The following is a 24,007-nucleotide window of genomic DNA, read 5'->3' on the forward strand; positions in this document are numbered from 1 at the left end:
AAGAATTGTCTGATGCAGCACGGGAAATTCAGCGGGGTAAGTCACCTGAGAAACTGAAGATATCGACTTCTGGTGAATTGAAGGAACTGGTTGAAAGCTTCAATTCAATGTCAGAGTCCCTTCGGATATCAGCAATGAAAAGGGATGAAATGATGAAGGACATTGCCCATGAACTGCGCACGCCTCTAACCAATATGAATGGTTACCTGGAAGGTTTAAAGAATGAAGTCATAGATGGAAGCCCCGCCCTCTTTGGATCTCTTCATGAAGAATCAAGCAGAATCACCAGGATTGTTGAGCATATCACAGATCTCAATAACTGGAATGAGATCGAACAGTTTCACCAGGATCGTTTTCAAGCGATATCTATCAAAAAATTATTGGACGAAATTATTACCGCCTTCGACCTTAAGCTCACAAAACAGTTTACCAATATATCTATTGAGCTTGAGGAAGCAGAAATTTCCGGTGATAAAGATGGCCTAAAGCAAGTATTCACCAATATCCTCCAAAACATCTCTGACTACAATACTGGTGACTCTCTATCTGTATCGGCTGAGAAAGGTACTGAGCTAGTGATCATAGGCTTCACTCATAAAGGAAAGTTTATAGATCCTATAAAAAAAGATATGATTTTCGAACGCTTCTACAGAGTGGATGAATCGAGGACGACTAAATCGGACGGAGCAGGGCTTGGATTAGCAATAGCCTCCAGCATCATCTCTGCCCATCAAGGGAGCCTAGACATAATTACAGACGGAACCACACATTCTTTTTTGATAAAAATCCCACTTATCCGGGATTAATCCTTCTTTCTTAACCTGTTCTTAACAATAAGAACTGATAATGAGAATGAAAGGAGAGAAATCATGAAATTTATTGTTGAAGAGAACAGGATTACAAGCACTTTTCATTATGGAGAGCTCAGTATTTCTCCTGATGATTCCCAGGGTTACCGCCCATTCGAATTGTTCGTTTCATCTTTAGCAGGATGCAGCGGAATGTTACTCAGATCAATTTTAGTTAATAAAAGGCTTCCCTTCGAAAAGATAGAAACGGTTATTTCGGCTGAGAGGAATCCGTCACTTGCTAATAAAATTGAGCAGCTTAGCATTACCGCACATGTAATGACAGCAGCTCCGTATTCGACAAATGAAGAAGAAAAGATTGCACAGCTGGTGATAAAAAACTGCGGCATGATTCAGTCGGTGATACATAGCATCGATCTAACCTTCAAGGTGATTTCTTCTAAATAAGGAGTGCTGATCAGATGGCCTATTTTCATATTGGCAGCCTGACCATCCCTTCCACTTGGCTTGCTGCTATACTTGCGCTTATCGCAGCAGCCTTGTTATACCGGCTGAAAAACGGGATGAAAACGGGAGATTGGTACTGGAACAGTTTTTTCCTGTACGTTGTAGCCTGGAAGCTGAGCTATATTTTTCTCCACCCTGCTCTCTTTCTCGACATGCCCTTGTCCGTCCTTTACTTCAATGGCGGAAAAGCAGGGCATATTGCAGGATTGGCTGCCATATCCGTTTTTCTGTTCATGAAACGAAGGGTAGTTCAGGGTGGACCCGGCTTGCTTCTCCCCCTCTTCTTCCTTAGTTATGAGGTCATAGTGAATGGGTTGGAGAGGAACTATATTGAACTTATATTTCACTTCTTCCTGCTAGCTCTGTTTCTTTCTCTCTTTAGAAAAATAGGCGGGCAGCCGGGAGGAATGTCTATTCGAATTATATTATTCCTTGTGCTTTGCGAATTGCTGATTTTAAGTGTGTTTAAAACTCTGCTCACATTAGAAACGCTTACGTTGATCTGGTTGGCACTTCTCGCTCTAGTAGATTTAATAAAGAGTAAGGATTCTCAGTATGATATTCGATAGTAATTGCGTTGTGAATTCTTCAGTCCGGCACTAAAATTAAAGGAGGCCATACCCATTGATACAAAAGACCATTTCCTTTGGAATTATAATCGTGGCGGCAGCTATTGTAATTGTAAACGTATGGAATACTTATTTTGACAAACCAGTAAGTGAATCACCCGAAACTGTTACGACTGCAGAGAAGCTTGAAGAAGATAAAAGCATACCCGGTGCGGACCTCTCGGAAGTAAAGGAAGGAGAATTGGCCCCCGATTTTACTCTCGCAACAATTGATGGCAAATCGGTTTCGTTGTCTGACTACAAAGGCCAAAAAGTCATTTTGAACTTCTGGGCTACCTGGTGTCCCCCCTGCAAAGCTGAAATGCCACATATGCAGAAATTTTATGAAGAAAATAAGGATAACGGAATTGAAATTGTAGCTGTCAATTTAACGAATATGGATGAAGGAAAACCCGCTATTGAAGAGTTCGTGCAAGATTACGAGCTTACCTTCCCCGTCCCACTTGATGAAGAAGGTGACATCGGTATGCAGTATCAAGCTTTCACCATCCCGACAAGCTATGTCATCGATACCGAAGGCAAGATCGCTAAGAAAATTATAGGACCTATGGATGAAAATATGATGAAGAGTTTGATTGACGCAGTAAATTAGAGATCATCAGGGAAGCAGCTTGTTCTATTTGATGGAGAGGCATGAAGGAAATAATCTTTTTTTTAAGAGACACTTCGGCTGGATATTTGAGCTGAAGTGTTCTTTAGAAGCTTTCTATGCGACACTTCGGCCGATTTTACATGTTGAAGTGTTCTTTAGAAGCTTCTCTATTTGACACTTCGACCGATTTTACATGTTGAAGTGTTCTTTAGAAGCTTTCTATGCGACACTTCGGCCGATTTTTCATGTTGAAGTGTTCTTTAGAAGCTTTCTATGCGACACTTCGGCCGATTTTTCATGTTGAAGTGTTCTTTAGAAGCTTTCTATTTGACACTTCGGCCGATTTTACATGTTGAAGTGTTCTTTAGAAGCTCTCTATTTGACACTTCGACCGATTTTTCATGTTGAAGTGTTCTTTAGAAGCTCTCTATTTGACACTTCGGCCGATTTTTCATGTTGAAGTGTTCTTTAAAAGCTCTCTATTTGGACACTTCGACCGATTTTACATGTTGAAGTGTTCTTTACAGGAGCTCAAAGCGACTTGGACATCATTTTTCACCAGATGTATCCCTTAAATCCCCCTCCCTCATCCTCTATTAGATATTTATTGATTATTCTGTTACCACCTGCTAAAGTAAAGATATAATTAAATACTCCAAAGGGGAGTAGCTTTTACATTTAGGTCGTCATTACGGGAGTGCATCCTCGGCCTGATTGGCAGCATCTGCTGTTAGCGAGACCTTTGCCATGATTGGTAAAGCCCCTTTTCACACAAACACTTTACCATTTTTCGGCAGAGTGTTTTTTATATAAAAAATTGTTTGAAATGGGGAATTTACGTGTTAAAGAAATTATTAAAAAGTCTTCTCAACAGTAAGTCTCACCGCAGATACTCAAGCAGCAGCCGTTATTCAAGAAAAAGATATTCCGGACACCATCCTTCAAAATACGGCCATTCGCATTACAAGCGCAAACATAAATCCAGCGGCTTTTTCAAATCCTACAGCAGCAGCTGATAACAAATGATTCTTTCTCTCAAAAACCTTTTGTCTCTTCCTTATAAGGAAGGGACAATCCTCAATGAAAAATACAAGGTGCTGCGCTTCATCGGGCAAGGAAGTTACGGACAGGTCTATTTGGCCTTGGATCAAAACAGGAGCCGGCTTGTGGTGATCAAGCGGAATAGAAAGCGTAAAGGAAAGGACTGCGAAGGCATGCTGCGTGTAGAAGCGGAGACTCTCTCCATGCTCGACCACCCCTCAATTCCGAAAAAATCGATTTGTTTCAGGAAGGAAAATCATTGTGCCTTGTGATGGAACATATTGAGGGGCAAAATTTTGAGGATCTTATTTTAAATGACGGTCTCATTTATTCTGAAAAAGAAAGCCTGTTTATTTTGCAGGAAGTCCTCTCGACCGTTGCATATTTGCATGAACACGAGTGTATACACCGTGACCTTCGCCTTCCGAATATTATTAAGAATGAACAAGGCATACATGTAATTGACTTTGGACTTGCCGTTTTTGGGGAAATGGAATCCCATTCTTTATCGCATGGTGATACATCAGAGAAGTCTTTATTCAGGGAACACTCTTTTAAAAGCGATTATTATGCACTTGGCCACTTTCTTCTCTTCTTACTCTATTCCAGCTTCCAGCCTGACTCCAAGCAAGAACGGACCTGGGAAGAGGAATTGAACATCACGGAAGCTACAAGGAAACTGATCAGAAGAATGCTTCGAACTGAAAAGGCTTATGATCATATCAGTGAAATTACCAATGATGTGGCAGCCATCCTCAAACACCTGCAACTAAAAGAACAAGCGTGAGGAGATTGTCCTCGCGCTTGTTCTTTTTTAGATTAGGATACTGGGAAATACACTTGTCACCGCTTATTATTAATCGCTTCTATGATCGAAAGAATACTATGCACCCTGCCGGAAAAAAGAAACAAATCATCATAATTGTTATGGATAAACTCATCCAGTACGATTACCTTTTCATGGACTTTCTCAATGTTCATCAAAGTTTGCTTTTCTTCCTCGTCATACTTCGTCAGTCGAAAAAGCTCATCGGTTAAAGCCTGCAGCCTGTATTCCTCCACTAGCAGCTTCAGTCGGTAAAGAATTTCCTGATCCAATACTATAAATGAATGCTGTTGATACGTTCGATTAACCAAATCTAATAATCCCTGCAAGTTCAAGGCCAGCAATTTCGCAGAAGACATATTGAAGTTCACATTATCCTCACCTCTTATATTTCTTATACTCTATATATAAGAAATAAACGGTGATATCATTCCGATTCTTCTATCCAAAAATGATGACCAAGCAATTCCCTTTAGTACGTTAAAAGCACGAAGAGGGAATGTCCCTTTTCGTGCTTTAAAGGGTTAATTACCTCAGCCATCTATGAAGGTGTCTATGATCTTGTCACAGATATCATGGTGAAGGGTTCCGTCAAAGTTGAGTAAGACAACTACTCCGAGGTCTAGTTCAGGAACCATGCTTATTAAGGATCTTACTGCCATTTGACCCCCGCCATGTTCAACTACCCTGAAACCTTTATAAATATCAGTGAACCATGCAAGTCCATAGCTTCTGGCTTCGCTTCCGAATCTCCACTCTTCACTAACGAGGCTGACTGGTTCTTGCATTTCTTTGATTAAATCAGAATCCAGAATTGTTGATTCACCATTTAGATGGAAGAGTAAGTATCGTGCCAAATCGTTGGCACTGGAATATAAGTAACCAATAGGAGCAGAAAGTGGATGCTTCGGAAATGGAGTTTCTACTTTTTCCTTGCCTAAGTAATATCTAGCGCTGTTTTCATCATTTTCGACCATATCGGGTTCCCATGTGGTTCTCTCCATCTTTAAAGGCAAAAGAACATTATCCCTCAGATGTGTCTCCCATTTCCCACCGGTTACTTTTTCAAATAAGTCAGCGAGAATCACATAGGCATCTGTGCAATAGTTCCAGCCCTTCCCCACCTCATACTCTAATTCCACTTTTTCAAACCATCTTGTGACATCTTCCCGGTTGTTAATGCTGTTCAGTTCTTCTTCTGAAAGGTTGTAATGGTCCAATGCTTCGTGGAATTCCGTCGGAGTGTCAGAAAAGATTTCTCTTACATTGGGAGCTGTCATATTGGCAATGCCTAAATCTGCGGGAAGACCAGCTGTATGTGATAAGATTTGTCGAATCGTGATCGTATCACTTTGCTGCTTATCTTTCGTTCTGAAATAAGGCAGGTAATGGACAACAGGATGATCCAAGGAAACCTTATTGTCTTCAACGAGCTGCATAATGGAAAGTGCCATGAAATTCTTTGAAACACTTTGAATACTCATCAAGGTCTCTTCATTAAGGAATTTATTTACCGGTTGTCCCTGAGAGTGGCCGAAGCCATTAGAATAAATGATGTCTGAACCTTGTACTATAGAAACAGCCACACCAACCCCCTGCTGCTCATTTAAGGTTTCATTTATATACCTACTTATCTGATCGAGTTTTTCATTTAGTGTTGTCATACGTCCTCCAATGTTGGTTTTTTACTATATGAAAAGTTTTCCAGATTGAGTGTATCATAGATATCAGCATTCATTTGATGCTTCAAAGTTCTTTTAGTAATTCAGAGTGAAATTTTTTAAAAAAGAAAACCCAAACAAGAAAAAAATGGTAAAATAACAGGAAAGGAGTGTATTGAATGAAACAGTTTGCACTTTACCTGGTGCCAGGCAAAGACAAGAGTCCGAATATTAGTGTTTTGGTGAAGAAAATAGAAGATGGGTATATTGCTGAATATCGAGAGGTACTGGTTCTGGGTAAAGATCCAATCGAAGCTGCAGAGGTATGTTATAAATTGTTATATGAGGATTACCTCGATCGAAAAAAGAAACGCGGCAGGTCTGAGTAGTTATTTCTCTTTCTGACTGCTCAGAATGTGGGAACATATCGTGCCTTTTCCCTAAAAAAGCTTCTGAAAGGAAATAATCTTTATGAATTTGTCTTTACTCAAAAAAACGGCCCTGCTCATCAGCCTGACTGCAATAGCTTTTCTTTTAGAGGTTATTAATTTTCAGTAATTATAATTCTCTTACAATATATGTTCGATGAAATCACTCAGTTCATGTAAATCTTTCCTATTCTATTCTTCATCCAGTATAGGGGTTTTTTATTAAGAGGACTCCTCGGTATAACACATAAAAAATGCTGAGCTCTCCTTTCGAAAAGTCAGCTTAAATTTCTTTTTTAGGTTCTTCTTCCTTTTACCGATTATTTTGAAAGGACAGGTTTCAGGTGGTTTGGTTCAAGGTGTCTCAGTTCTCGAAGAATAATATTTTAGGATTTGTCTTATATTATTTATCAGATGAAAAACAACCGTTTAGCTGCCCTTTCCTCTCGAAATTCACTTTAAGTTCTCTATTACTAGTTATCCTTAATACATGAGACAGTTCAATTGTCCATTCCATTTGACAATTAGTCAGACTGCTTCACACTAAGCAAAGTAATTGTAGCCAGGATGATTACCATCCCCAAAAACTGAATCATGTTCAAGTGATCTCCCAGAATCAAAAGTCCAAATAATGAAGCAGTCACAGGCTCTACCATAGCAACCATCGATGCTGTTGTCGGAGCTGTCTTTTGAATACCAAAGTCATACAATATGAAGGAGATTCCTGCACCGAGAATTCCCAGCAGAAGAAACCAGCCTATATCACTTGAAGACAGCACACTGGCGGCTTCACCCTTGTTTGAAAACAGAAAAAGGATAAGACAAAAGGTAAAAAAGGCGGTAGTAAGCGTCGTCTGCGGCTTCCCAATCTCTGACGCATTCTTAAACCCGAATATAAACAGAACATAGGAGAGACCAGCTGCCAAACCAGCCGCAATCCCTAGAAAACTTATTGAAATGGTTTCGAGATTGTACGCGCCTGTAAGGAGGATGATTCCGGCAAGAACCCCTGCAATGCATCCCCACTTAAACCAGGTTGAACGTTCTTTACCTAATAAAAACGAGATTAATAGAACAAAGACAGGCGCCGTATACATTAAAGTAGAAGCAATAGGAATGCTCGCTGCTTCAATGCTCAAGAAATAAAAAGTGAAATTTCCTGCTACACCAACTCCAGCCAAAACTGACCATAAAAAGAATTTCCTCGAGGAAATCAAATTCTGCTTAAAGCGAAAGAGAAACCATACGAAAAAACAAATAAATCCAACAGCACCACGGTAAAAGGAAATCACAATAGGGTCCCAGCCTTTCCCCATTAAAATACTGGCAATGCCCCCACTAATTCCCCAGCAAATAGCTGCTAATATCACTAAGCCTGCACCTGCAAATTTCATTGTCTTCCTCCTAAATATAAAATGGCTCGCACCTTTTATTTCATGTATTGAAACCTTTAGTAACTTTCACCAGGTATTATCTAGTATTTTAAGAAAAGGTATTAACGGTATTTCCCTTGAATTCTTCCCTAAAACCTATTCAAATGGTATTAATAGTAAAAGGACAGATGAAAATATCATCTGTCCTGGATTTCATTTATTAATTTTTCATTTTGGAAAACTTGCTTGACTATCTTTTTAAAGGAAAATAGTTTACATAATAATATTATAGACATCCTGCACTTTTTCCTTCCACTCTTCCAAATTGGCAAGAGAAACACGGATCGACCAATCCAGAGCGAGTTCATTAAAGCAATGCAAGACGCAAATAAGGGAACTTTCTTCCCTTAAATGCAATTTCAATCTAGATTCTTAATAAATAAGGGAATATTTTTCCCTTAACCCAATAAAAATCATCTTATTTACCGTTTTTTAAGTGAATAGGGGAAAAAAGTTCCCTTATTTCAGCTGTTTTTCATAATTTTGACGAAATAAGGGAACTTTCTTCCCTTATTTTCAAACTTTCTTATTTCGCAGCTCTTCTTAATTCTTCCAGGAACATAACAATGTTTGGGCTGAGAGAGGCACTTTTCAATCCCCAAAAAAAGACTTAGAGATTCTTGCCTCCCTAAACCTTTTTGAGTGTGATTGCTCCCCTGCTATACCCAGCTCCCCTTAAAATCTTCTATATACTGAGCGATATGTCGAGGCTTCTTGCCTGTAACTTTTTCAAAATCATGCTTGATTCCTTTTGCGAGTCCCAGCTTGGTTGGAAAGTGGACACCAACGACAACATTGGTCATGCTTTCATCTTCCCCTGACTTTTTCATGAACTCCTTAAATTCCTTAACAGATGGGTTTGTGTATTCTATCTTCACACCGAGTCCTTCTGTCATAATATCAGCTACTTCATAGAAATCCAATGATTGGTCACCTGTAATAACATACTTCTTGTTCTGATGCTCTGCCGGATTCGTCAGTGATAACGCTGCGACTTCCGCAATATCCCTTGTATCGACAAAGCTGGTCTTTCCTTTTCCGGCAGGTACAAAGATCCGCTTTCTCTCCCTAATTTCCTTACAGAGAAAGTCATTCAGGTTCTGCATGAAATAACCTGCGCGGATAAAGGTATAAGAGATTTCGCTCTTCTTGATCAGTTTTTCCATTCTATAATGGTGAATGAAGGGCATGAACTGAACGTCCTTAACAGACAGGTAAACAATATGCTTTACACCTGCTGCTTTTGCCTGAGAAATAAATTCCTCAAACTGCAGATTCTCTCCAGGCGGGTACATGAGGAAGATGCGGTCGATATTGTTTAAGGATTCAGGAAATGTCTCGGGGCTGCCAAAATCCAGCGTAACAAATTCATAGGTGTTCCCATTCCTTTCCTTCACTCTCTCAACATTTCTAACACCACAAATGAAATCGGGTTCACTATCTTTCAATGCCTGTGCTACTTGAAAACCGACCTTTCCTGTAAAACCTGTCACAAGTATACTCATTTGGCATCCTCCTTTAAAATAAGGGACGGGAAAACCCACCCCTTACATTAATGATTTAGCTAATTGTTGTTGATTTTCCTCTGTTGCTTCTTTATTGGAAGTCCACAGTGCAATTTCTTTTAGGATGTCCCTGCACAACGTGATATTCGTTCATCTATTAACAATCTGGCTTTTCCTTGGAATAGTGAAATCTTTTAGGCTAGACAAAAAAACTATTCTGCCTGCTTGTTGAATGACTTAAACTATTTAATCGTTTCTTGAACTCTAGAATATAATTCCCACTCCATCATCGTCTTGTTCAGGAGTTCTTTAATATCACTTAGACGAACCTCTCCACAAACACCTTTATTTTCCAGATCTAATAATGCTATGGTGTCTAATAATTTGGCTTTTTGCAGCCATTTTTGGGGTAAGACTCCTCCATTATTATGATAGCTTATTATGAAGGGTTTTATAAACGAAGATTCTTGTAAATTTTCATACCGAAGCATATTTCCTATATCAATCAACGGCGAATTACTGAACGAAAACTCCCAGTCCAGAATCCCGGTTATATTCACGCTGTTTCCTTCTGTTAGAATAAGTATATTCAGAGGATTAAAATCGCTATGTACCAAAGAAGATTGATTTCCTATATCATCCAATAGATGAGCTTTGTCGGTGGTAAACTTCAATATGTTACGAGTTAACTCTGGCCCTAAATTATCTGTCACCGGCCCTCCGTTGATCATTTCATCGATAAGATCCTTGAACGCCTCGGAGCCAGATAACTCAAACTTTTGGATGTTGAGCTGCTTATCGAAGAAACCTGGTGAGCTGAATTGGATGGAATGCATCCTGGCTAAATATTTACCTGCTTCATGTCCGGCATTTGATAGTGCTGCCTCCTCTCCAGTTAAAAACAATTGTGATAGCTGAAAACCCTCCACCCAACTCAATAGTAAAAATGGATAGTCGATATGAGAAAGCGAAAAATCATGGTAAAGGACTTGGGGTACTGGCAAAATGTTTTCAACTAGTTCCAATACCTTCATTTCAATTTGCGCTTTTGATCCGGGATCATTGTATATACGCAGAACAACCGTCACTTTATTTTCGAGGATGATCTTTAAATTAGAATTACTGAGCCCGCCGCTAAGTATCTCTATCTTTTCGATTTTTCTACCATTTAGAAAATCCTGCAGCATACTAGTTATTGTTTGATCTTCCGGAATAATTAGCGGTTTGCTTCTCTCCCAGCCTGTCTTCAATAGGATCACTCCCTACTCAATAGTTATATCATATTCATGGCCTTTATAGCTTTAAAGCTTCAACAATGGAAGCGATCAACAGTAGTGGCATTTCTCCCTCGCTGCCGTCAATCAGAGAACCGCGCTTTCAAATCCACCTTGCCGCTGCCCCGCCTATAACTGACAACGGCAAAAATAAGGACGACAATCAGAACCCCTATCAGGAACCAGCCTGATATATATTCCCTCCGTATACCGCTTCATCACCTCAACATCTTCGCTCCTATGAGAGAGTTTCATCCGAATACGATTTCATAAATAAGATAAAACCGGTACATTGCGCCCGCAAACATAAGGGTTAGCACCGTAATGAATATGTATCTGAATTTGTAGACCCAGTAGTACTTATACTCCTCTGGATTACCCCACTTCTTCATATCACTTCTCAAGTGATAGAACAGAATGAATAATGCCGGAGAAACTACAAAGATAATGATGAACAGAAATAGGGTTTGATTAAAATAATTCATCTCCTCGCTCGAAAGAATCGACCTTAATACCTCTCCTATTGATACCAGAAACAACACGAACAACATGATATTGGAAGTGAATATATCCGCCAGTTTCTTCCCGCTTTTCATATCTCTCAGGATAAAAAAAGGAATAAGAATTAATAAGAGAAATGCACCTAAAAGAAAATAAATCGTATCACCTGTCATGAAACTCCCCCCTTTCCTTTCATACGAAAACAAATACTAAAGGTTTCAGTTTCATTTCTGTACAAATCAGACTGAAGGTAAATCCATCATCAAAATCCCTTAGCAACGACAGGCTTTCGATCGGTTTGAAAAAGACAATTTATCACGCTGCTATAACGTTCATCGGAGATTTCCATCAGTCCCCATCTTAAAAAGAAATGTGCATTTTTCACTCCCATAACCCATGAAGAGAACTCGGCAATGTCCATTTTAATTTCAACTTCATATGATCCTTTTTCTTCTATCTTTACAATTTTTCCATTTTCAAAAGCTACTATAAATGGCAAGGAATTCGATGGATAGAAACTATCAAAAATGGAAAATTTAACTGCTAGTGTAACGCCGGGATTGAACTGATGACTCTTCTCTTGAAGGTCTTTAAAGAAGTTAATACAATTGACAATTCTGTACATGACCCCGATTCCTGCATTTGCAGTGTGTTTGTTGTCAGTAGCGGAAGGGAAATCCACCATGGTCGTTTGCCCGCTTTCAGGAGAGTTAACAAAATGCAAAAGTTCATCCGAATTAGAGTTCATTACCACACGATTGATTTGGTCAGATTGTCTGTGCAGAAACGTTGAAATTTCCCTTAGCACCTGTGGCGACTCAAAGAAAAGTTCGTGAATATACAAATCTTTTTCTTCTATGCTGTACACAAAATACCCTTTCACTTCTCCTTCGTCGACAAAACCGATTACCTTCCCAAACGAAAATGGCCGATTCAATTCCCTTTCAAAAGGAAACCTTTTCGTCATTCCGTGAGTTCTCGAATAGACCCTGTTGTAACATTCAAGAACCCCTTCTCTATCTTTAAGACCCAACTCTGCCAAGTGCCCCTTTTCATTATAATCAGGAAATTCTCTTGTGCTTATGTAAAATTGATAATTCTTAGTGCCGATCCCGAAACCCATTTTTTTATAAAAACTCACTTTAAAAGGATGCAACATGACAACATTGGAATTTGCCTCTTCATTCAACTGAAGGAAGTACTGAAGCAGTTGATAGGCATTTCTTTCTCTTTTATGCATCATATCAACAGCCACCATTCCTACTCCCCCAGCTTTGATCGGAGTAGAAGAATAGTTCACTTCAAAATCAAGCGTCCTCATTCCTGCAACTAATTCATCACCTTTGAACACACCATATAAATGTTCTTTGCTTGTTTCTTCAATATGGTTCATCAGCCATTTATCAGCGTTCAATCCTTGAAATGCTGAATTGGCCAATTTACAAAACTTCTCATAATCGATCCCGGATATCTTCCTGATTTGTCTTTCCATCATATCCTCCTAACAAACTGCTTCTAAGAATCTACTTTTCAATCAAAAAATCAATATCTTCATCTAACCACATTACCATATCTTTTTGAAGATTTCTTAACAATCCAAAATAGAAGAACCAGTGTCTCTCTTTCCCACAAAAAAGCGTCCCCAAAAAGGAGCCGCTCATAGTTTATTGAATTCACCTTTTAACCGTATTATTCATCTCACTCGCAAGCTTTTTAAAATATGAATAAAAAGCAAACCAGAAAATCAAATAGACAACGATAAACCCGGCTACACCCAATACAATTGGAATGAAGTTAAACGGAAGCCAGCCAATATATAAGGCGAGCGGGAACCACAAGAAAATAGATAGGAGAAAGTGAATCGACGTTTGCTTCAACGGACTCCACTGATCCACTTCAAACAGTTTTGAGGATGCGCCGAAGTAAATCCCCATCACCATGCTCCCCAGCATACTGAGCCAGATATCTGACACGGCGGCGTCCACATTCATCAGTTTTAGAATAGTGAGGGCTGTGAAGGTGAATATCGCGGTAAAGCCTAATCCAATCAAGCTTCTTCTCAAGAGATCAATCATCTTGTATCAACTCCCAGTATTAATTTTTGTTTTATTTCTTGAACATATTTCCGTGAAACGTATTCTTTACTGCCCGAGTAAAAATGGACGCAGAGACTGCCATTAAACGCTAACTCGAACCGCTTGATTCTATTTAGGTTGCCAATCGCCGATTTTGATAAGCGGCTGAAACCGCAGCTCTCCAGGAGTTCTTCTGCTTCGTATAGTTTCATATTGAGTTCAACGGATTGTTTGTGAATGGAAGCATATACTTTACGGTTTACAGCGAAGACATAATCGATTTCATCTGGTGAAAGCAGGATGGATTGTTCTCCTTCCGATCCCACAATTCGATTGGGTGTTTTTGTTTCTAACTTTTTCACAAGCTCTTCCAGTTCTTTTGACCACTCCTTCGCATGAATCGTTATGAGGGTTTCGTCGTACTTATCATGGATTTCAATATTGACCTTCATTCCTTACCTCCTCTCCTTATCCTTACTATAGCAACAATCTTCAATTCAATTGGTTATTTCTGCATAACCTGCCTTTATTTATGTATGACCTGCATGATTCTTTGCGTAAGTTGAGCAGCTCTTATCTTTCCTGTATACCTGGAAATGTTGTTGTTTTCCTATCTCAATATTTAATAGTCGCAAGTTTATGAAAAGAGCCCCGAATAATAATCCGAAGAAAAAAGTCCAGAGATTGATCTCCTCTGGACGAATAATCGTTTATCAGCGTTGTGCCGGCCAAGACCCCTGCAATTTTCTCAGTTGAATGATCTGTCCTGTGTGATAAGCATCATGCATCATGATGTCCAACAATTTCTCTTCAAAAGCATCTTGATCAGGGTCGGAATCGGAAACTGACGAAAGTGCTCTTCGAAGGTTAAGATGGGCACTTTCAGCACGCTCCACTACTTCCACCCACTCACTGGTGTTGGAATCGGTAAGTGAAAAAGTCTCATCGCCGTCCAGGTTATTTGTCCACTCACGACCTTCCACTTCAGCAGTCAGCCTCTCTTTGTAATAAATAAGATGATTGACGTTTTCCCAGATGGTTTTGGTCGCCTCGCCAACAGGCTGCCATTCTGCCTGTTCCGCAGTCAGCCCTTCTATTGCAAACTTAAAAGGAGCATACCAGTTTTCTTTATCATAAGTTGTGTCAAGCAAGTGTAAAAGGGTATCTCTTCGCATCATCTTGATCTCCTCCTGAATGATTAAATTCAAACAACTCTATCAATAACTAGATTCTCTATTTTGGCGAAACTTCCTGCGCCAATCTTAAAAATCAACCACAAGTGAGAACTGGTGATTTTCTTTGCGGCTTAAAGCCTCTCTTAGCGGCCACTGCCTAAAAGTCCCACTGATTAATCTCATCAGCCAATTGCCCTCTATGATAAATATTTTAGAAATAGGAGAAGATATTCCGCTTATTACCAAAAAAGCACCAGAAGCAGCCCAAATAAGCGGAGAAATTCCGCTTATTTGCTAAAAAGATGTGAAAAGAAAATAGTTCATTTATCTCTGCTTAAGCGGAAAATTTCCGCTTATATACCCAATATCGAAGGCAATCTCGCAGCATAGCCGGAAAAATTCCGCTTATTTTAAATTTCTCCTGTCCTTCACAGGTTAACATCCTGCTCGAATGGTAAGAAGAGTAAGGTAACCTGCTAATCCCCTCATCAATAGAGATTTTATATACCTCGCTATAAGCTTGCTGGACCTCCCTGCAATGCCAGGGGTAAGAACACAAAGTGTTCCGATTACAAAGGTATACCTCGCTGCTGCTATTCTCAAAACAATAAGGATGCCTTCTCAAAAAAACAAAGAGTCACCTCATTGATTAAACGGCAAAGAAAAATAAGATTAGCAGTGCCTCACTCTCTTATTTTGGCAATTTTAAAAAATGTATTAACATATTCAGTAATTCTAAGACCTATTACTAGTGAAAGAATCGTTACTATTATACCATTGACTTGTAAGTAGTTTATTACCCTGAAGGAGGAGTTCTTTTTGTCTAAGTTAGATAACAAAGTGGCGATTATTACTGGCGGCTCAGGCGGCATTGGGAAAGTAACAGCCAAAAAGTTTCTAAAAGAAGGTGCGAAGGTTGTTCTGGTTGACTTGTTCGAAGAATCTTTGATTGAAGCCAAAGAAGAACTAAAAGACTTAGGAGAAGTTGTAACCATCCAAGGTGATGTAACGAAAGAAGAAGAAGTTAAGAATTACGTCAAAGAGACGGTAGATAAGTTCGGTAGAATTGATATTTTCTTCAACAATGCCGGTATTGAAGGGAAAGTCGCACCCATAACAGAACAGGAAGTTGATGACCTGGATAAAGTTCTCTCTGTAAATGTTCGCGGGGTATTCTTAGGTTTAAAACATGTGTTGAGGGTCATGCAGGAACAAGGCTATGGAAGTGTCATTAATACTTCATCAGTGGCCGGTCTTAGCGGAAGCCCCGGTGTCACACCTTATATTGCATCAAAACACGCTGTCGTGGGGTTAACAAAAGCAACTGCATTAGAATCAGCAGGCTTTAATGTCCGGGTGAACTCGGTCCATCCGTCTCCGGTCAACACCAGAATGATGCGATCACTGGAAGCTGGCATGGGAGTGGATGAAGCAACACTAGCGAAATCCATTCCTTTAGCGCGTTACGGGGAGTCTGAAGATATTGCCAATCTTGTTTTATTCCTGGCTTCTGACGACAGTGCCTTCATCACAGGCAGCCAGTACCGGGTAGATGGCGGTATGGGTGCTTTATAGAAAAAGTAGAGTTAGAGGGAGATCAGTTGATGATCTCCCTCCTTTTAAGTGGTATTCCCTAGTAAATTGGACTAAAAAAACCTAATCCTCCTGTTTATCTGGAGAATTAAGTTCTTAACAGTGTTCGGGCTATGAGCCTAATACTGACTTCCTGCTTCTATTTTCCTTTAACCTGGACATTCTGGAACTACTTCCATATAGCCATATACTTCTTTTTGTACTTTGGGTCGTCCACCGTATCTATCAAGTCTAACGCTGCTCGTTTAATAGTACCGTCATTATAATGATCATATAAATTCCTCATATTTTGCTGTATATCATTCCGAATTAAGGTGAAATTTTTTTCATCTTTTCCATTTTTAAAACGTTCTGTCATATACTCCATGACCATTTCTTTTTGAGGCGTACCAGCAATTCCAACCTTCCAGATGGACTGGAGGCTGTGTCTGGCTGTTACAAACTTTTCATCATTGGTTACCTCCCACAATCTAGGAAAGTCTTTCATGATTCTCAACTCTGGATCGCTTATAGCCTGATTCGCTAAATATTGGGCCGCCCGTGATCGTTGATGGTTATCTTTATGAGTTAAGTCCTCTAATAATTGATTCCACACTTCATACGCCCAATCAACTTTTTGGTCAGTTATATTTAAGATTTTGTGAAAAGCTTCGTAACGCTCCTCTTTATCGCCTGATTTAGATTTTTCAAATTCTAATTTTATTTCACTATCCACTACTACACCTCCTAGGGACGTCAGGGCCACTCAGCTGCTTCTTTAGCTTTACTGCTGTATTAACTGAATAAGATTTCCGCACGTATCATCGAAGACAGCTATAGTGATTCCGCCCATTTCCGTTGGCTCCATAGTAAACTGGACCCCTTTTTCCACTAATCGCTCATACTCCATTTGGATATCAGCAACCCCAAACATGGTAACAGGTATCCTATCAGCAAATAACTTCTGTTGGTACTCTTTAGCGGCTGGGTGCTCATTCGGTTCCAGCAGAAGCTCGGTTCCATCTTGTTTATCTGGAGAAACAAGCGTTATCCATCGATGTTCCCCTGTAGGAACGTCATGCTTTTTAACAAAACCCAGCGTATCGGAATAAAATTTTAATGCCTTGTCCTGGTCTTCTACAAATATACTAGTAACAATGATATTTAACATTCATTGACCTCCTTGGATAATGGTAATTTTCACTGAAATCCTTAATCTATCCATCCTTTCAGCAGATTTAGAAGCGGCTCCTTGTTAAAATGCAGCACTCGAAATTTTCCTTTTCGTTTTGAATTGACAAGCCCTGCTGCCTCCAGAGCAGAAAGATGTTTCGCTATCGCTTGTCTTGAAATAGCCAGGTTGTGTTTCATAACGAGCTTTGTCGTAAGTTCATACAAAGTCAGCTCGTTTCGTTCAGATAGCTCGTCCAAAATAATCCTACGAGTCGAATCACTAAGTGCTTTGAATATAGCGTCTTTATCCCATTTCATAGGTCGATTATATGCAACTTCCAGGTTGCATTTCAACCATAAGCAACTAGAAGGTTGCATATCAAACAAGCGAGTAATAAATATTTCCATGGACTTTACAAAGAGATATATGCCACGATTCAATTAACCAGAATTTAATGCAATAATGCGAAACAATTTTGTTATAGCTTCGTCTAACTATTGAGTGGTTATCTGAACAGTGCGTTATTAAGAATCAATGAGGTATCTTTTTTTAACAAAGATCATGTGAAGAAATACTTATATCCAGGAGGGAAAAATGAAGAAAGTAATTACACTCTTATTCCTGCTTTTACTATCCATCATTTTGGGCTGCTCCATTTCAAATGAAGAAACAATTAAAGATTTACCAGATGAAGAGCTGCTTGTAAAGCATTGGAATAATTTGAGTGATAAAAGGAAAAGTTCTCTAATTCAAGTTATCCATAGAGAGGAAAGCTTCCATACAAATTATGACGAGTCGATGGATAAATGGATTATGCTTTTCGATGCAGGAATGCGGAATACTTATTATCAGGATAATGATTTAAAAAAAGCCATGCTTGAATTTAACAGGGATAGGGAGATAACAGAAGATAGCAAATAGAGCACGGCATGGCTGCCTCTTTTCAGCGGAATCTGCATAAAAAAGGCACCCAGCGCTCCCCCAGCTGCCCATAGATAAAGGACTCTTCATTACTGGATGTCTTCAAAAGAAACTCTATACCAAAAATAAGTAAATTTTATTCTAAAACCAAGGCTCTCTGCTACAGTAACGGAAGGTGTATTGATCTCCATGCAATCCCAGTACGGAATAATATTATTTTCCAGACAGTCTCTTACAAAGAAATGAGCCGCTTTTTGTGCAAGTTTTTTTCCTTGATAAAATTCAACCGTCTCAATATCTACTCCGTGAATGTTTCCTGCTGCCACGCCTGAAAAACATATGCTCGCTATTTCATTTTTATTAACAACAGCATATCCAATTCCCTCCGTTAAAAATTTCTCATATGTCGTCCAGAATTCCAGGATTTTCGTCTGCAGGAAACCTATATTCTTATATGTAGTATCGTCCCTATTTCCCAAGATATCTTTTGTGATCTTCTTTACTTCATACCCTTGCTCAATGACTGGTTCCTTGTCTTCTATGTAATCATCTTTGTGTAATTCATAAACCCTTTGCTTGTAACCGGTTATATTTTCACCGAATACTTTTTTTATCGTAGTGTCCCAAGCAGCATGGTTTCCTATCGCTTCAAAACCTGTTAATCCAGCCTTATGGGCTTCCGGCTTGATGGCTGAAGTGAAAAAATTCTTTAATTCATTGTTAAATGGCTCATTTTCCGCGTCTCCAATAAAAATAATGCCGTTATTGCTGCCAAGCCAGATGAAACCTGATGCAGGAGAAAGTCGATCGTCAACAAAAATACGATCGGAATGGTTCTCTTCAAATACAGCCTTTACTTCCAAGTGCCCTTCTGGATTTAATAATTTCTTACACCTGTGAAATTCAGACTCCTTCAGTTCTGTGATCATCTCTATCTTCCTTTCTCCAAAACTAGGTCCTTTGTGTTTGTTCTGTTCCAAACAAGCTCTCCTCAAAGCAAAACAGGCAGCAGCCCTGATGAAATCATCAGACCGTGCCTGCACATTCTGAATTACCATTATCGATGCTGATCAATTAAGATCGGGTTTCCATCTGGGTCCTCCAATGTAATAAAGGCTGGCCCTTCTTTTGTATCATCAGCCTCTTTAATGAGATCCACTCCATTTTCCTTTAACTTCTTTTGCAATTCCCGGACGTCTGTAAAGCCGTCAATATTTTCAGCATTGCTATTCCATCCAGGATTAAAGGTCAGCATGTTTTTTTCAAACATTCCTTGAAACAGTCCGATCACAGTTCCTTCATTTTTCATGATCAGCCACTTACTCTCTATGTCCCCTCCTAAGGTTTCAAATCCCAGTTTTTCATAGAATGCTTTTGATAGATGGATGTCTTTTACATTTAAACTGACAGAGAATGCTCCCAACTTCATACTATCTCCTCCTCATAATCTCGTTACACTATATCTTCTATTAATTTTATCAGATACCTGCTGAAGTCCCTTAAAATGACTCAAACCGTTTTCTGGAGATTCTGTTTCATAATTATTGAATAAAAAAGATTATGTAAAAAAGGGACCCAAAGCAGTCCCTTTTATGTGCTAAGAAACCCTTAGATAAATTCACTCAACAATAACCAATAACAAGGATTATTTAACGGTAAATTAGGGTCTACAGGAATAATGGCTGAGTGATAACCGACGATAAAACTCTCCGGCTCTGTTGCAGAAGCCCATCCATCAGTGAAGGATTCATTTACAATTGTATTATCAACATCGAAAATATCTGTGCTGCCCAAGTACGAAGCATCGATACCGGCAAGTCCCTTTCCGGCAGTATTCTGTACGGTATTTCCATAGAAAGCGATGAATTTGAAGATGTTGAGGTTGGCGTTGTTCAATAGGACAGGGACATTTCCTTCAAGAATGGTGGTATTGTCGATAATATATAAACCAAAATTCTCACCAATAAACTCCTCCATGAGTAGAAGATGCCGCAAAGTAAATGGCGAGGTCAACTGAGTATTATTTCTGATGACCAGATCTCCCCTTAGGGTTCTTCCAGGACTAGAAGCTATATTTGTGATAATAATGAAGCTGTTTCTTGTAGGACCTTCATCAGAAACAAAAGTATTAGATTCAATGATACTTTGACCTGAAGTAGAAGCAATACTGATATATCTATACCTGTTGGTATCCAAAACTGGAAGCGCATAGGTAAAGTCGCAGTTTGTGATTTGAAATTCTGTTGCAATCAGAGATATACCGAACTCAGAAACGGAAATCTCACAATTATCGACATATATTCCGGTGGCAAAATTACTTACTCCTATTGCACTAGCAATAGAACTTGCTCCTGGAATTGCTTGAATGATTGACATGTTTTTGATAACCACATTCGAAACAGTCACGTTAAACATTGTCACTGCATCAGGAGTTAAGGTAAATACTGTTGTTACTCCTTTTCCTTGCCCTTCTATCGTAACTGATTTGTTAACATCCAAGTTGGCAGTAATCGTAAAAGTTCCAGGGTCAAGTAATATTCGATCACCGTTTACTGCGGCAGTTAAAGCAGCAGCAATCGTTGTAAATGGTTGAGCTGGTCCGACAAGCAGGGTATTACCTGTTGGAGCAGGTACCGTTCTTGCTGGAGGAGGAACTGGTTGTTGTTCTTTATAAAAAGTATCCCCTGTGGAGATATCTATATAAAGATCTCCTTCCTCACCGATATCACATGTAGGTGATCCCACTCCTGTTAGTACGGGTGTACCCGATGGCCCGGTTGCTCCTTGTGGGCCCGTCGCCCCTTGTAATCCCGTGGCTCCTTGAGGTCCCGTCACTCCTTGAGGTCCCGTCACTCCTTGTGGGCCCGTCGCCCCTTGTAATCCCGTGGCTCCTTGAGGTCCCGTCACTCCTTGAGGTCCCGTCACTCCTTGTGGTCCTGTCACTCCTTGTGGTCCTGTCGCTCCTTGTGGTCCGGTCGCTCCTTGAGGTCCTGTTGCACCTTGAGGTCCGGTGGCTCCTTGTGGCCCCGTCGCCCCTTGAAGACCCGTGGCTCCCTGAGGTCCGGTCGCTCCTTGAGGTCCTGTTGCCCCTTGTGGTCCAGGCGGGCCAACATCTGCACCAAGCAGCTCGTCCGACACCAGACGATGCGCGGCAACTATTTGGCCATTAGCACCTTTGCCCCACACCGAAACTTGTATTTCTTCCTCAGCCTCTCCTTCGATAGTAAAAACGTACTCAAGTCCATCAAAGTTCGCATAATAATTTCTAGTAAATACTGCATTTGGCAAAACACTCAGCGTTTCAAGAACATACAAATTTCTAGAACCATTAAGATAATAGCCTTGTATAAGAACAGTAGCGGAACTGCTGGAACTTTTATTGTCAATCTTCACTGTTACTTGTCGTGTAAGCCTTCCTCCGCTGGCAGGTGTGTTCGCTATAGGTCCTGTTGATAGTATGGACACAGACTTCTTACCTCCCTTTAATATAGAATCCTATTAATATGGAATTTGAAAGTATGAAATGGTTCCTCCATATTAATAGTTGTTAATATACTATTCAAGTCATTTAGATAATGATTGGGTTTAAACAACGACAGAATAGAGATTAATATATATATCATTTGTATTGAAGGGAATATAGGAAAAATCAACAGGTGCCTTCTCCCAGACGAACGTCAGTAAACACTGCTTAAACTCAGAGAATCTATTGCCTGTGAAGAATCATTCAGCGATCTTTTTGGTTTTGATTCGCAGCTATACAAGCGATGATTGCCTTCTAGGTCAATCCTTGCGGAAAGCTAAACACATTGAAAGGATCATATTTTCTGTTCACCTTTACCAACCTATCTGCATTGCCGCCAAAATACTCGCGTTCATAATTCTTCAGCTTGCTGATCGGAAAGTTTACGAACGAACCCTCTGTGATGCTTTTAATGTAGTGGAACCTCTCCCGAACCCACTCACGGTTTTTTTCAGCAAATTCATCTTCAGACCAAACCGACTGAATACCCATGATATATCTGGCATTTCTATAGAAAAAAGCCGTTTCTTTTTTCCCGACTCGGCCAATCTCCCCTCCTAATGCATAAAAGGATACTGCAGCATATTGTGACCCTTCTGGAGGGTTTTGCACAAGCTCCGCGACTTTCTCAAGTTCTTCTGCTGAATAGCTTCGTTGTACAAATCGTCCGGTAGATTTGAATTTTTCAAAAGGAGGATATGTGGCTTCCACTTTTTTCACAGCTTCAAAGAATGATGATTCCTCCAACTCTGCCCGGAACCCCTCTACTTCGGCAAAAGGCTGCAAGATTTCGCGCGCAGCTTCTGGTGAGCCGTAGAAAAATCCAGTCGCGAAGATCCCCAGCCCTTCTCCTTCGGCGTTGTAAAAGCTCGAAACCAGTGTCATCCGCTTATCCAAATCAGGCAGCCATTTTTGCCAAATATCCATCACTTGTGCCTGCTTCGCTTTGGTTGTACCGACATAAAAGAACCTGACAAGCGTAACACAGCTGTTAGTTGGCTTTGGAAGCTGGAAAGTCAAACTGACAACGACACCAAAGTTTCCGCCGCCTGCACCCTGGCAAGCCCAAAAGAGATCAGAGTTTACACTGCGGTTCGCCTTAATGAGCCTGCCCTGAAAGTTTACAAGTTCCACCTCCAGCAAGCTGTCACATCCCAACCCTAGTAGCCTGCTGGAAAAGCCCCAGCCTCCACCGAGTGTAAAGCCTGTTACGCCGACAGTCGGGCAGGTTCCTCCAGGAAAAACATATCCATTTGACCCAATCAAATCATAAACTTCTGTATTTTTAGCGCCTGCTTCCATATGCAGGACATCTCGGTCCTTGTCCAATTTCAAAGTATTCAACCGGCTGATATCTATAACCAGGATGAGGTGCCCGATTGAATATCCTTCATAATGATGGCCACCCGACCTGATCCGAATCCCTACACGACGCTTCCTTGCCCATAGGATGCCATTCACCACATCCTGTTTATTTTCGCAGTACACAATCACCAGCGGAAATTTATCTATCGCTCGATTCCACTCCTGTCGGGCTTCATCATAATCCGGGTCCTTCATAGTCACCACTTCACCGGTAAGCCCTTTTAAAAACAAAGAATCCCATTCCATTTCTATCACCTCAATAAATTCTACTTACTAGTTTCCTATAGACTATGTTTTTTTAAGAAAAAAGTGTGGGTTTGAATCATGTATCCTATGCTGGAATTTTTTTAAGAAACCAGTTTTCGGATTATGAAGATCAGAGGGGCATTACAGTAGAAAATTTAATAGTTTGGTTAGGAAAAACAATCAGTTTAGACTGTTAGTAACTGCTCACCGCAGGTATCCCCCGAACTCTGTGGACTGACGAAAAGTCTCCAGGTAAAGTGCTTGTATTAAGTCCGTTCCATGGAAAGAATGGCATCTTTGCTTTGCCTCTGCCGGAGAAAGAAATTATTTCTAACAACCTAAATTGAAATCCTATTTGCGAAGAAAGCAGAAATTCATTTAAATAAGATGGTTTTCTGCAGAGGCTTTGCGGATTAGTATATTCGTTCATATACGATGAAGAACAGAGAAGCAGTATGATAGGCAAAGTAGTATTGAGGAGTTGCATAGATTGCTAAAGTGTTTAATCTACTATGTATGATGGCAATATCCTAACGGGCTGAGCAGCCTCTGCAAAATGGGTACTGCGGTTTATCATACATGGACATGATTACCTTTTAACAGAAGGCTGTTTACGCATATATTGGTGCTTTCGGAAAAATACCAAGAGCCGGATTTTTCCCCGTATATTGAGGATTTTCTCGAATCGGGGATAGCAGCTCTTTTTTCTTTTCATTATCTATAGATTATTCCGGTGTATAATGGTTTTTT

General features: G+C 40.0%; 25 protein-coding genes and 1 pseudogene. 8 read left to right on the forward strand and 18 right to left on the reverse strand.

Features of this window, described 5'->3' with window-relative positions; genetic code table 11:
* Positions 1-5: 5 nt before the first annotated feature.
* The 5 genes and pseudogenes from B9Z54_RS08655 (at position 6) to B9Z54_RS25595 (ending at position 4,365) form a co-directional block, all read left to right on the forward strand.
* Positions 6-806, forward strand: coding sequence for a sensor histidine kinase (locus B9Z54_RS08655; protein ID WP_240189850.1), 801 nt, complete (start codon positions 6-8; stop codon positions 804-806).
* 63 nt (positions 807-869) lie between these two features.
* Positions 870-1,256: an OsmC family protein gene (locus B9Z54_RS08660; protein WP_113928009.1), complete on the forward strand. Its 387-nt coding sequence runs from the start codon at positions 870-872 to the stop codon at positions 1,254-1,256.
* Between the two features lie 14 nt (positions 1,257-1,270).
* The gene (locus B9Z54_RS08665; protein ID WP_113928010.1) at positions 1,271-1,885 is read left to right on the forward strand and encodes a hypothetical protein; all 615 of its coding nucleotides are present in this window, start codon (positions 1,271-1,273) and stop codon (positions 1,883-1,885) included.
* A 55-nt stretch (positions 1,886-1,940) separates the two neighbouring features.
* A complete protein-coding gene (locus B9Z54_RS08670) occupies positions 1,941-2,537 on the forward strand; it encodes a peroxiredoxin family protein (RefSeq protein ID WP_113928011.1) in 597 nt (198 codons plus the stop codon).
* 1,022 nt (positions 2,538-3,559) lie between these two features.
* A pseudogene (locus B9Z54_RS25595) lies at positions 3,560-4,365 on the forward strand (serine/threonine protein kinase).
* A gap of 56 nt (positions 4,366-4,421) precedes the next feature.
* Here the strand turns inward: B9Z54_RS25595 and B9Z54_RS08685 are convergent.
* Together B9Z54_RS08685 and B9Z54_RS08690 are read right to left on the reverse strand one after the other, a co-directional pair.
* Positions 4,422-4,775 (reverse strand): hypothetical protein, encoded by a 354-nt coding sequence (locus tag B9Z54_RS08685; RefSeq protein ID WP_113928014.1) that lies wholly within the window; start codon positions 4,773-4,775, stop codon positions 4,422-4,424.
* A gap of 162 nt (positions 4,776-4,937) precedes the next feature.
* Positions 4,938-6,068, reverse strand: a complete 1,131-nt coding sequence (locus B9Z54_RS08690) for a serine hydrolase domain-containing protein (RefSeq protein WP_113928015.1) — start codon at positions 6,066-6,068, stop codon at positions 4,938-4,940.
* Between the two features lie 176 nt (positions 6,069-6,244).
* Here B9Z54_RS08690 and B9Z54_RS08695 point away from each other — a divergent pair, with 176 nt between their 5' ends.
* A complete protein-coding gene (locus B9Z54_RS08695; protein WP_113928016.1) occupies positions 6,245-6,454 on the forward strand; it encodes a hypothetical protein in 210 nt (69 codons plus the stop codon).
* Positions 6,455-7,017: 563 nt separating this feature from the next.
* On the opposite strand, the gene B9Z54_RS08700 is transcribed toward B9Z54_RS08695, so the two are convergent.
* The 9 genes from B9Z54_RS08700 to B9Z54_RS08735 form a co-directional block, all read right to left on the reverse strand.
* Positions 7,018-7,887: a DMT family transporter gene (locus B9Z54_RS08700; RefSeq protein WP_113928017.1), complete on the reverse strand. Its 870-nt coding sequence runs from the start codon at positions 7,885-7,887 to the stop codon at positions 7,018-7,020.
* Positions 7,888-8,139: 252 nt separating this feature from the next.
* Positions 8,140-8,289 carry a hypothetical protein gene (locus tag B9Z54_RS24765; RefSeq protein ID WP_162785142.1) on the reverse strand — a complete coding sequence of 50 codons (150 nt, stop codon included), beginning with the start codon at positions 8,287-8,289 and terminating at the stop codon, positions 8,140-8,142.
* 296 nt (positions 8,290-8,585) lie between these two features.
* Positions 8,586-9,431, reverse strand: a complete 846-nt coding sequence (locus B9Z54_RS08705; RefSeq protein ID WP_113928018.1) for an SDR family oxidoreductase — start codon at positions 9,429-9,431, stop codon at positions 8,586-8,588.
* A 242-nt stretch (positions 9,432-9,673) separates the two neighbouring features.
* Positions 9,674-10,681, reverse strand: a complete 1,008-nt coding sequence (locus tag B9Z54_RS08710) for a phosphotransferase family protein (protein ID WP_113928019.1) — start codon at positions 10,679-10,681, stop codon at positions 9,674-9,676.
* Between the two features lie 275 nt (positions 10,682-10,956).
* Positions 10,957-11,379, reverse strand: coding sequence for a hypothetical protein (locus B9Z54_RS08715; protein WP_113928020.1), 423 nt, complete (start codon positions 11,377-11,379; stop codon positions 10,957-10,959).
* Positions 11,380-11,468: 89 nt separating this feature from the next.
* Positions 11,469-12,698 carry a GNAT family N-acetyltransferase gene (locus B9Z54_RS08720; protein ID WP_162785143.1) on the reverse strand — a complete coding sequence of 410 codons (1,230 nt, stop codon included), beginning with the start codon at positions 12,696-12,698 and terminating at the stop codon, positions 11,469-11,471.
* A gap of 181 nt (positions 12,699-12,879) precedes the next feature.
* Positions 12,880-13,281 carry a DUF3021 domain-containing protein gene (locus B9Z54_RS08725; RefSeq protein WP_113928022.1) on the reverse strand — a complete coding sequence of 134 codons (402 nt, stop codon included), beginning with the start codon at positions 13,279-13,281 and terminating at the stop codon, positions 12,880-12,882.
* Positions 13,278-13,733, reverse strand: coding sequence for a LytTR family DNA-binding domain-containing protein (locus B9Z54_RS08730; protein WP_113928023.1), 456 nt, complete (start codon positions 13,731-13,733; stop codon positions 13,278-13,280). The genes B9Z54_RS08725 and B9Z54_RS08730 overlap by 4 nt, the downstream gene beginning before the upstream one ends.
* A gap of 261 nt (positions 13,734-13,994) precedes the next feature.
* Positions 13,995-14,459 carry a DinB family protein gene (locus tag B9Z54_RS08735; protein ID WP_113928024.1) on the reverse strand — a complete coding sequence of 155 codons (465 nt, stop codon included), beginning with the start codon at positions 14,457-14,459 and terminating at the stop codon, positions 13,995-13,997.
* A gap of 816 nt (positions 14,460-15,275) precedes the next feature.
* Here B9Z54_RS08735 and B9Z54_RS08740 point away from each other — a divergent pair.
* Complete coding sequence (locus B9Z54_RS08740; RefSeq protein ID WP_113928025.1) at positions 15,276-16,031, forward strand: SDR family NAD(P)-dependent oxidoreductase; 756 nt, start codon at positions 15,276-15,278, stop codon at positions 16,029-16,031.
* A gap of 187 nt (positions 16,032-16,218) precedes the next feature.
* Here B9Z54_RS08740 and B9Z54_RS08745 read toward each other — a convergent pair whose 3' ends face one another.
* The 3 genes from B9Z54_RS08745 to B9Z54_RS08755 are packed head-to-tail and all read right to left on the reverse strand — an operon-like array spanning position 16,219 to position 17,519.
* Complete coding sequence (locus B9Z54_RS08745; protein ID WP_113928026.1) at positions 16,219-16,764, reverse strand: hypothetical protein; 546 nt, start codon at positions 16,762-16,764, stop codon at positions 16,219-16,221.
* A 48-nt stretch (positions 16,765-16,812) separates the two neighbouring features.
* Positions 16,813-17,199 (reverse strand): VOC family protein, encoded by a 387-nt coding sequence (locus B9Z54_RS08750; RefSeq protein ID WP_113928027.1) that lies wholly within the window; start codon positions 17,197-17,199, stop codon positions 16,813-16,815.
* Between the two features lie 41 nt (positions 17,200-17,240).
* Positions 17,241-17,519, reverse strand: a complete 279-nt coding sequence (locus tag B9Z54_RS08755; RefSeq protein ID WP_113928028.1) for an ArsR/SmtB family transcription factor — start codon at positions 17,517-17,519, stop codon at positions 17,241-17,243.
* A gap of 277 nt (positions 17,520-17,796) precedes the next feature.
* On the opposite strand from B9Z54_RS08755, the gene B9Z54_RS08760 reads away from it, so the two are divergent.
* Complete coding sequence (locus B9Z54_RS08760) at positions 17,797-18,123, forward strand: hypothetical protein (RefSeq protein WP_113928029.1); 327 nt, start codon at positions 17,797-17,799, stop codon at positions 18,121-18,123.
* Between the two features lie 89 nt (positions 18,124-18,212).
* Here B9Z54_RS08760 and B9Z54_RS08765 read toward each other — a convergent pair whose 3' ends face one another.
* From B9Z54_RS08765 to B9Z54_RS08785, 4 genes are all read right to left on the reverse strand, one after another.
* A complete protein-coding gene (locus B9Z54_RS08765) occupies positions 18,213-19,052 on the reverse strand; it encodes a GNAT family N-acetyltransferase (protein WP_113928134.1) in 840 nt (279 codons plus the stop codon).
* 128 nt (positions 19,053-19,180) lie between these two features.
* Complete coding sequence (locus B9Z54_RS08770) at positions 19,181-19,552, reverse strand: VOC family protein (protein ID WP_113928030.1); 372 nt, start codon at positions 19,550-19,552, stop codon at positions 19,181-19,183.
* A 179-nt stretch (positions 19,553-19,731) separates the two neighbouring features.
* Positions 19,732-21,588, reverse strand: a complete 1,857-nt coding sequence (locus tag B9Z54_RS26145) for a collagen-like domain-containing protein (RefSeq protein ID WP_275887797.1) — start codon at positions 21,586-21,588, stop codon at positions 19,732-19,734.
* A gap of 313 nt (positions 21,589-21,901) precedes the next feature.
* Positions 21,902-23,257 (reverse strand): FAD-binding oxidoreductase, encoded by a 1,356-nt coding sequence (locus B9Z54_RS08785; protein WP_113928031.1) that lies wholly within the window; start codon positions 23,255-23,257, stop codon positions 21,902-21,904.
* Between the last annotated feature and the right edge of the window lie 750 nt (positions 23,258-24,007).

The organism is Bacillus sp. P14.5 (assembly GCF_003316765.1).
Taxonomy (GTDB): domain Bacteria; phylum Bacillota; class Bacilli; order Bacillales; family Bacillaceae_B; genus Rossellomorea.

Excerpts from the sequence above, each read along its gene's own strand:
- B9Z54_RS08770 (WP_113928030.1), bottom strand. The coding sequence starts at position 19,552 with ATGAAGTTGGGAGCATTCTCTGTCAGTTTAAATGTAAAAGACATCCAT.
- B9Z54_RS08660 (WP_113928009.1), top strand. The coding sequence starts at position 870 with ATGAAATTTATTGTTGAAGAGAACAGGATTACAAGCACTTTTCATTAT.
- B9Z54_RS08755 (WP_113928028.1), bottom strand. The coding sequence starts at position 17,519 with ATGAAATGGGATAAAGACGCTATATTCAAAGCACTTAGTGATTCGACT.
- B9Z54_RS08715 (WP_113928020.1), bottom strand. The coding sequence starts at position 11,379 with ATGACAGGTGATACGATTTATTTTCTTTTAGGTGCATTTCTCTTATTA.
- B9Z54_RS08720 (WP_162785143.1), bottom strand. The coding sequence starts at position 12,698 with ATGGAAAGACAAATCAGGAAGATATCCGGGATCGATTATGAGAAGTTT.
- B9Z54_RS08695 (WP_113928016.1), top strand. The coding sequence starts at position 6,245 with ATGAAACAGTTTGCACTTTACCTGGTGCCAGGCAAAGACAAGAGTCCG.
- B9Z54_RS08760 (WP_113928029.1), top strand. The coding sequence starts at position 17,797 with ATGAAGAAAGTAATTACACTCTTATTCCTGCTTTTACTATCCATCATT.
- B9Z54_RS08735 (WP_113928024.1), bottom strand. The coding sequence starts at position 14,459 with ATGATGCGAAGAGATACCCTTTTACACTTGCTTGACACAACTTATGAT.
- B9Z54_RS08730 (WP_113928023.1), bottom strand. The coding sequence starts at position 13,733 with ATGAAGGTCAATATTGAAATCCATGATAAGTACGACGAAACCCTCATA.
- B9Z54_RS08705 (WP_113928018.1), bottom strand. The coding sequence starts at position 9,431 with ATGAGTATACTTGTGACAGGTTTTACAGGAAAGGTCGGTTTTCAAGTA.
- B9Z54_RS08750 (WP_113928027.1), bottom strand. The coding sequence starts at position 17,199 with ATGTTAAATATCATTGTTACTAGTATATTTGTAGAAGACCAGGACAAG.
- B9Z54_RS08700 (WP_113928017.1), bottom strand. The coding sequence starts at position 7,887 with ATGAAATTTGCAGGTGCAGGCTTAGTGATATTAGCAGCTATTTGCTGG.
- B9Z54_RS08765 (WP_113928134.1), bottom strand. The coding sequence starts at position 19,052 with ATGATCACAGAACTGAAGGAGTCTGAATTTCACAGGTGTAAGAAATTA.
- B9Z54_RS08725 (WP_113928022.1), bottom strand. The coding sequence starts at position 13,281 with ATGATTGATCTCTTGAGAAGAAGCTTGATTGGATTAGGCTTTACCGCG.
- B9Z54_RS08785 (WP_113928031.1), bottom strand. The coding sequence starts at position 23,257 with ATGGAATGGGATTCTTTGTTTTTAAAAGGGCTTACCGGTGAAGTGGTG.
- B9Z54_RS08690 (WP_113928015.1), bottom strand. The coding sequence starts at position 6,068 with ATGACAACACTAAATGAAAAACTCGATCAGATAAGTAGGTATATAAAT.
- B9Z54_RS08665 (WP_113928010.1), top strand. The coding sequence starts at position 1,271 with ATGGCCTATTTTCATATTGGCAGCCTGACCATCCCTTCCACTTGGCTT.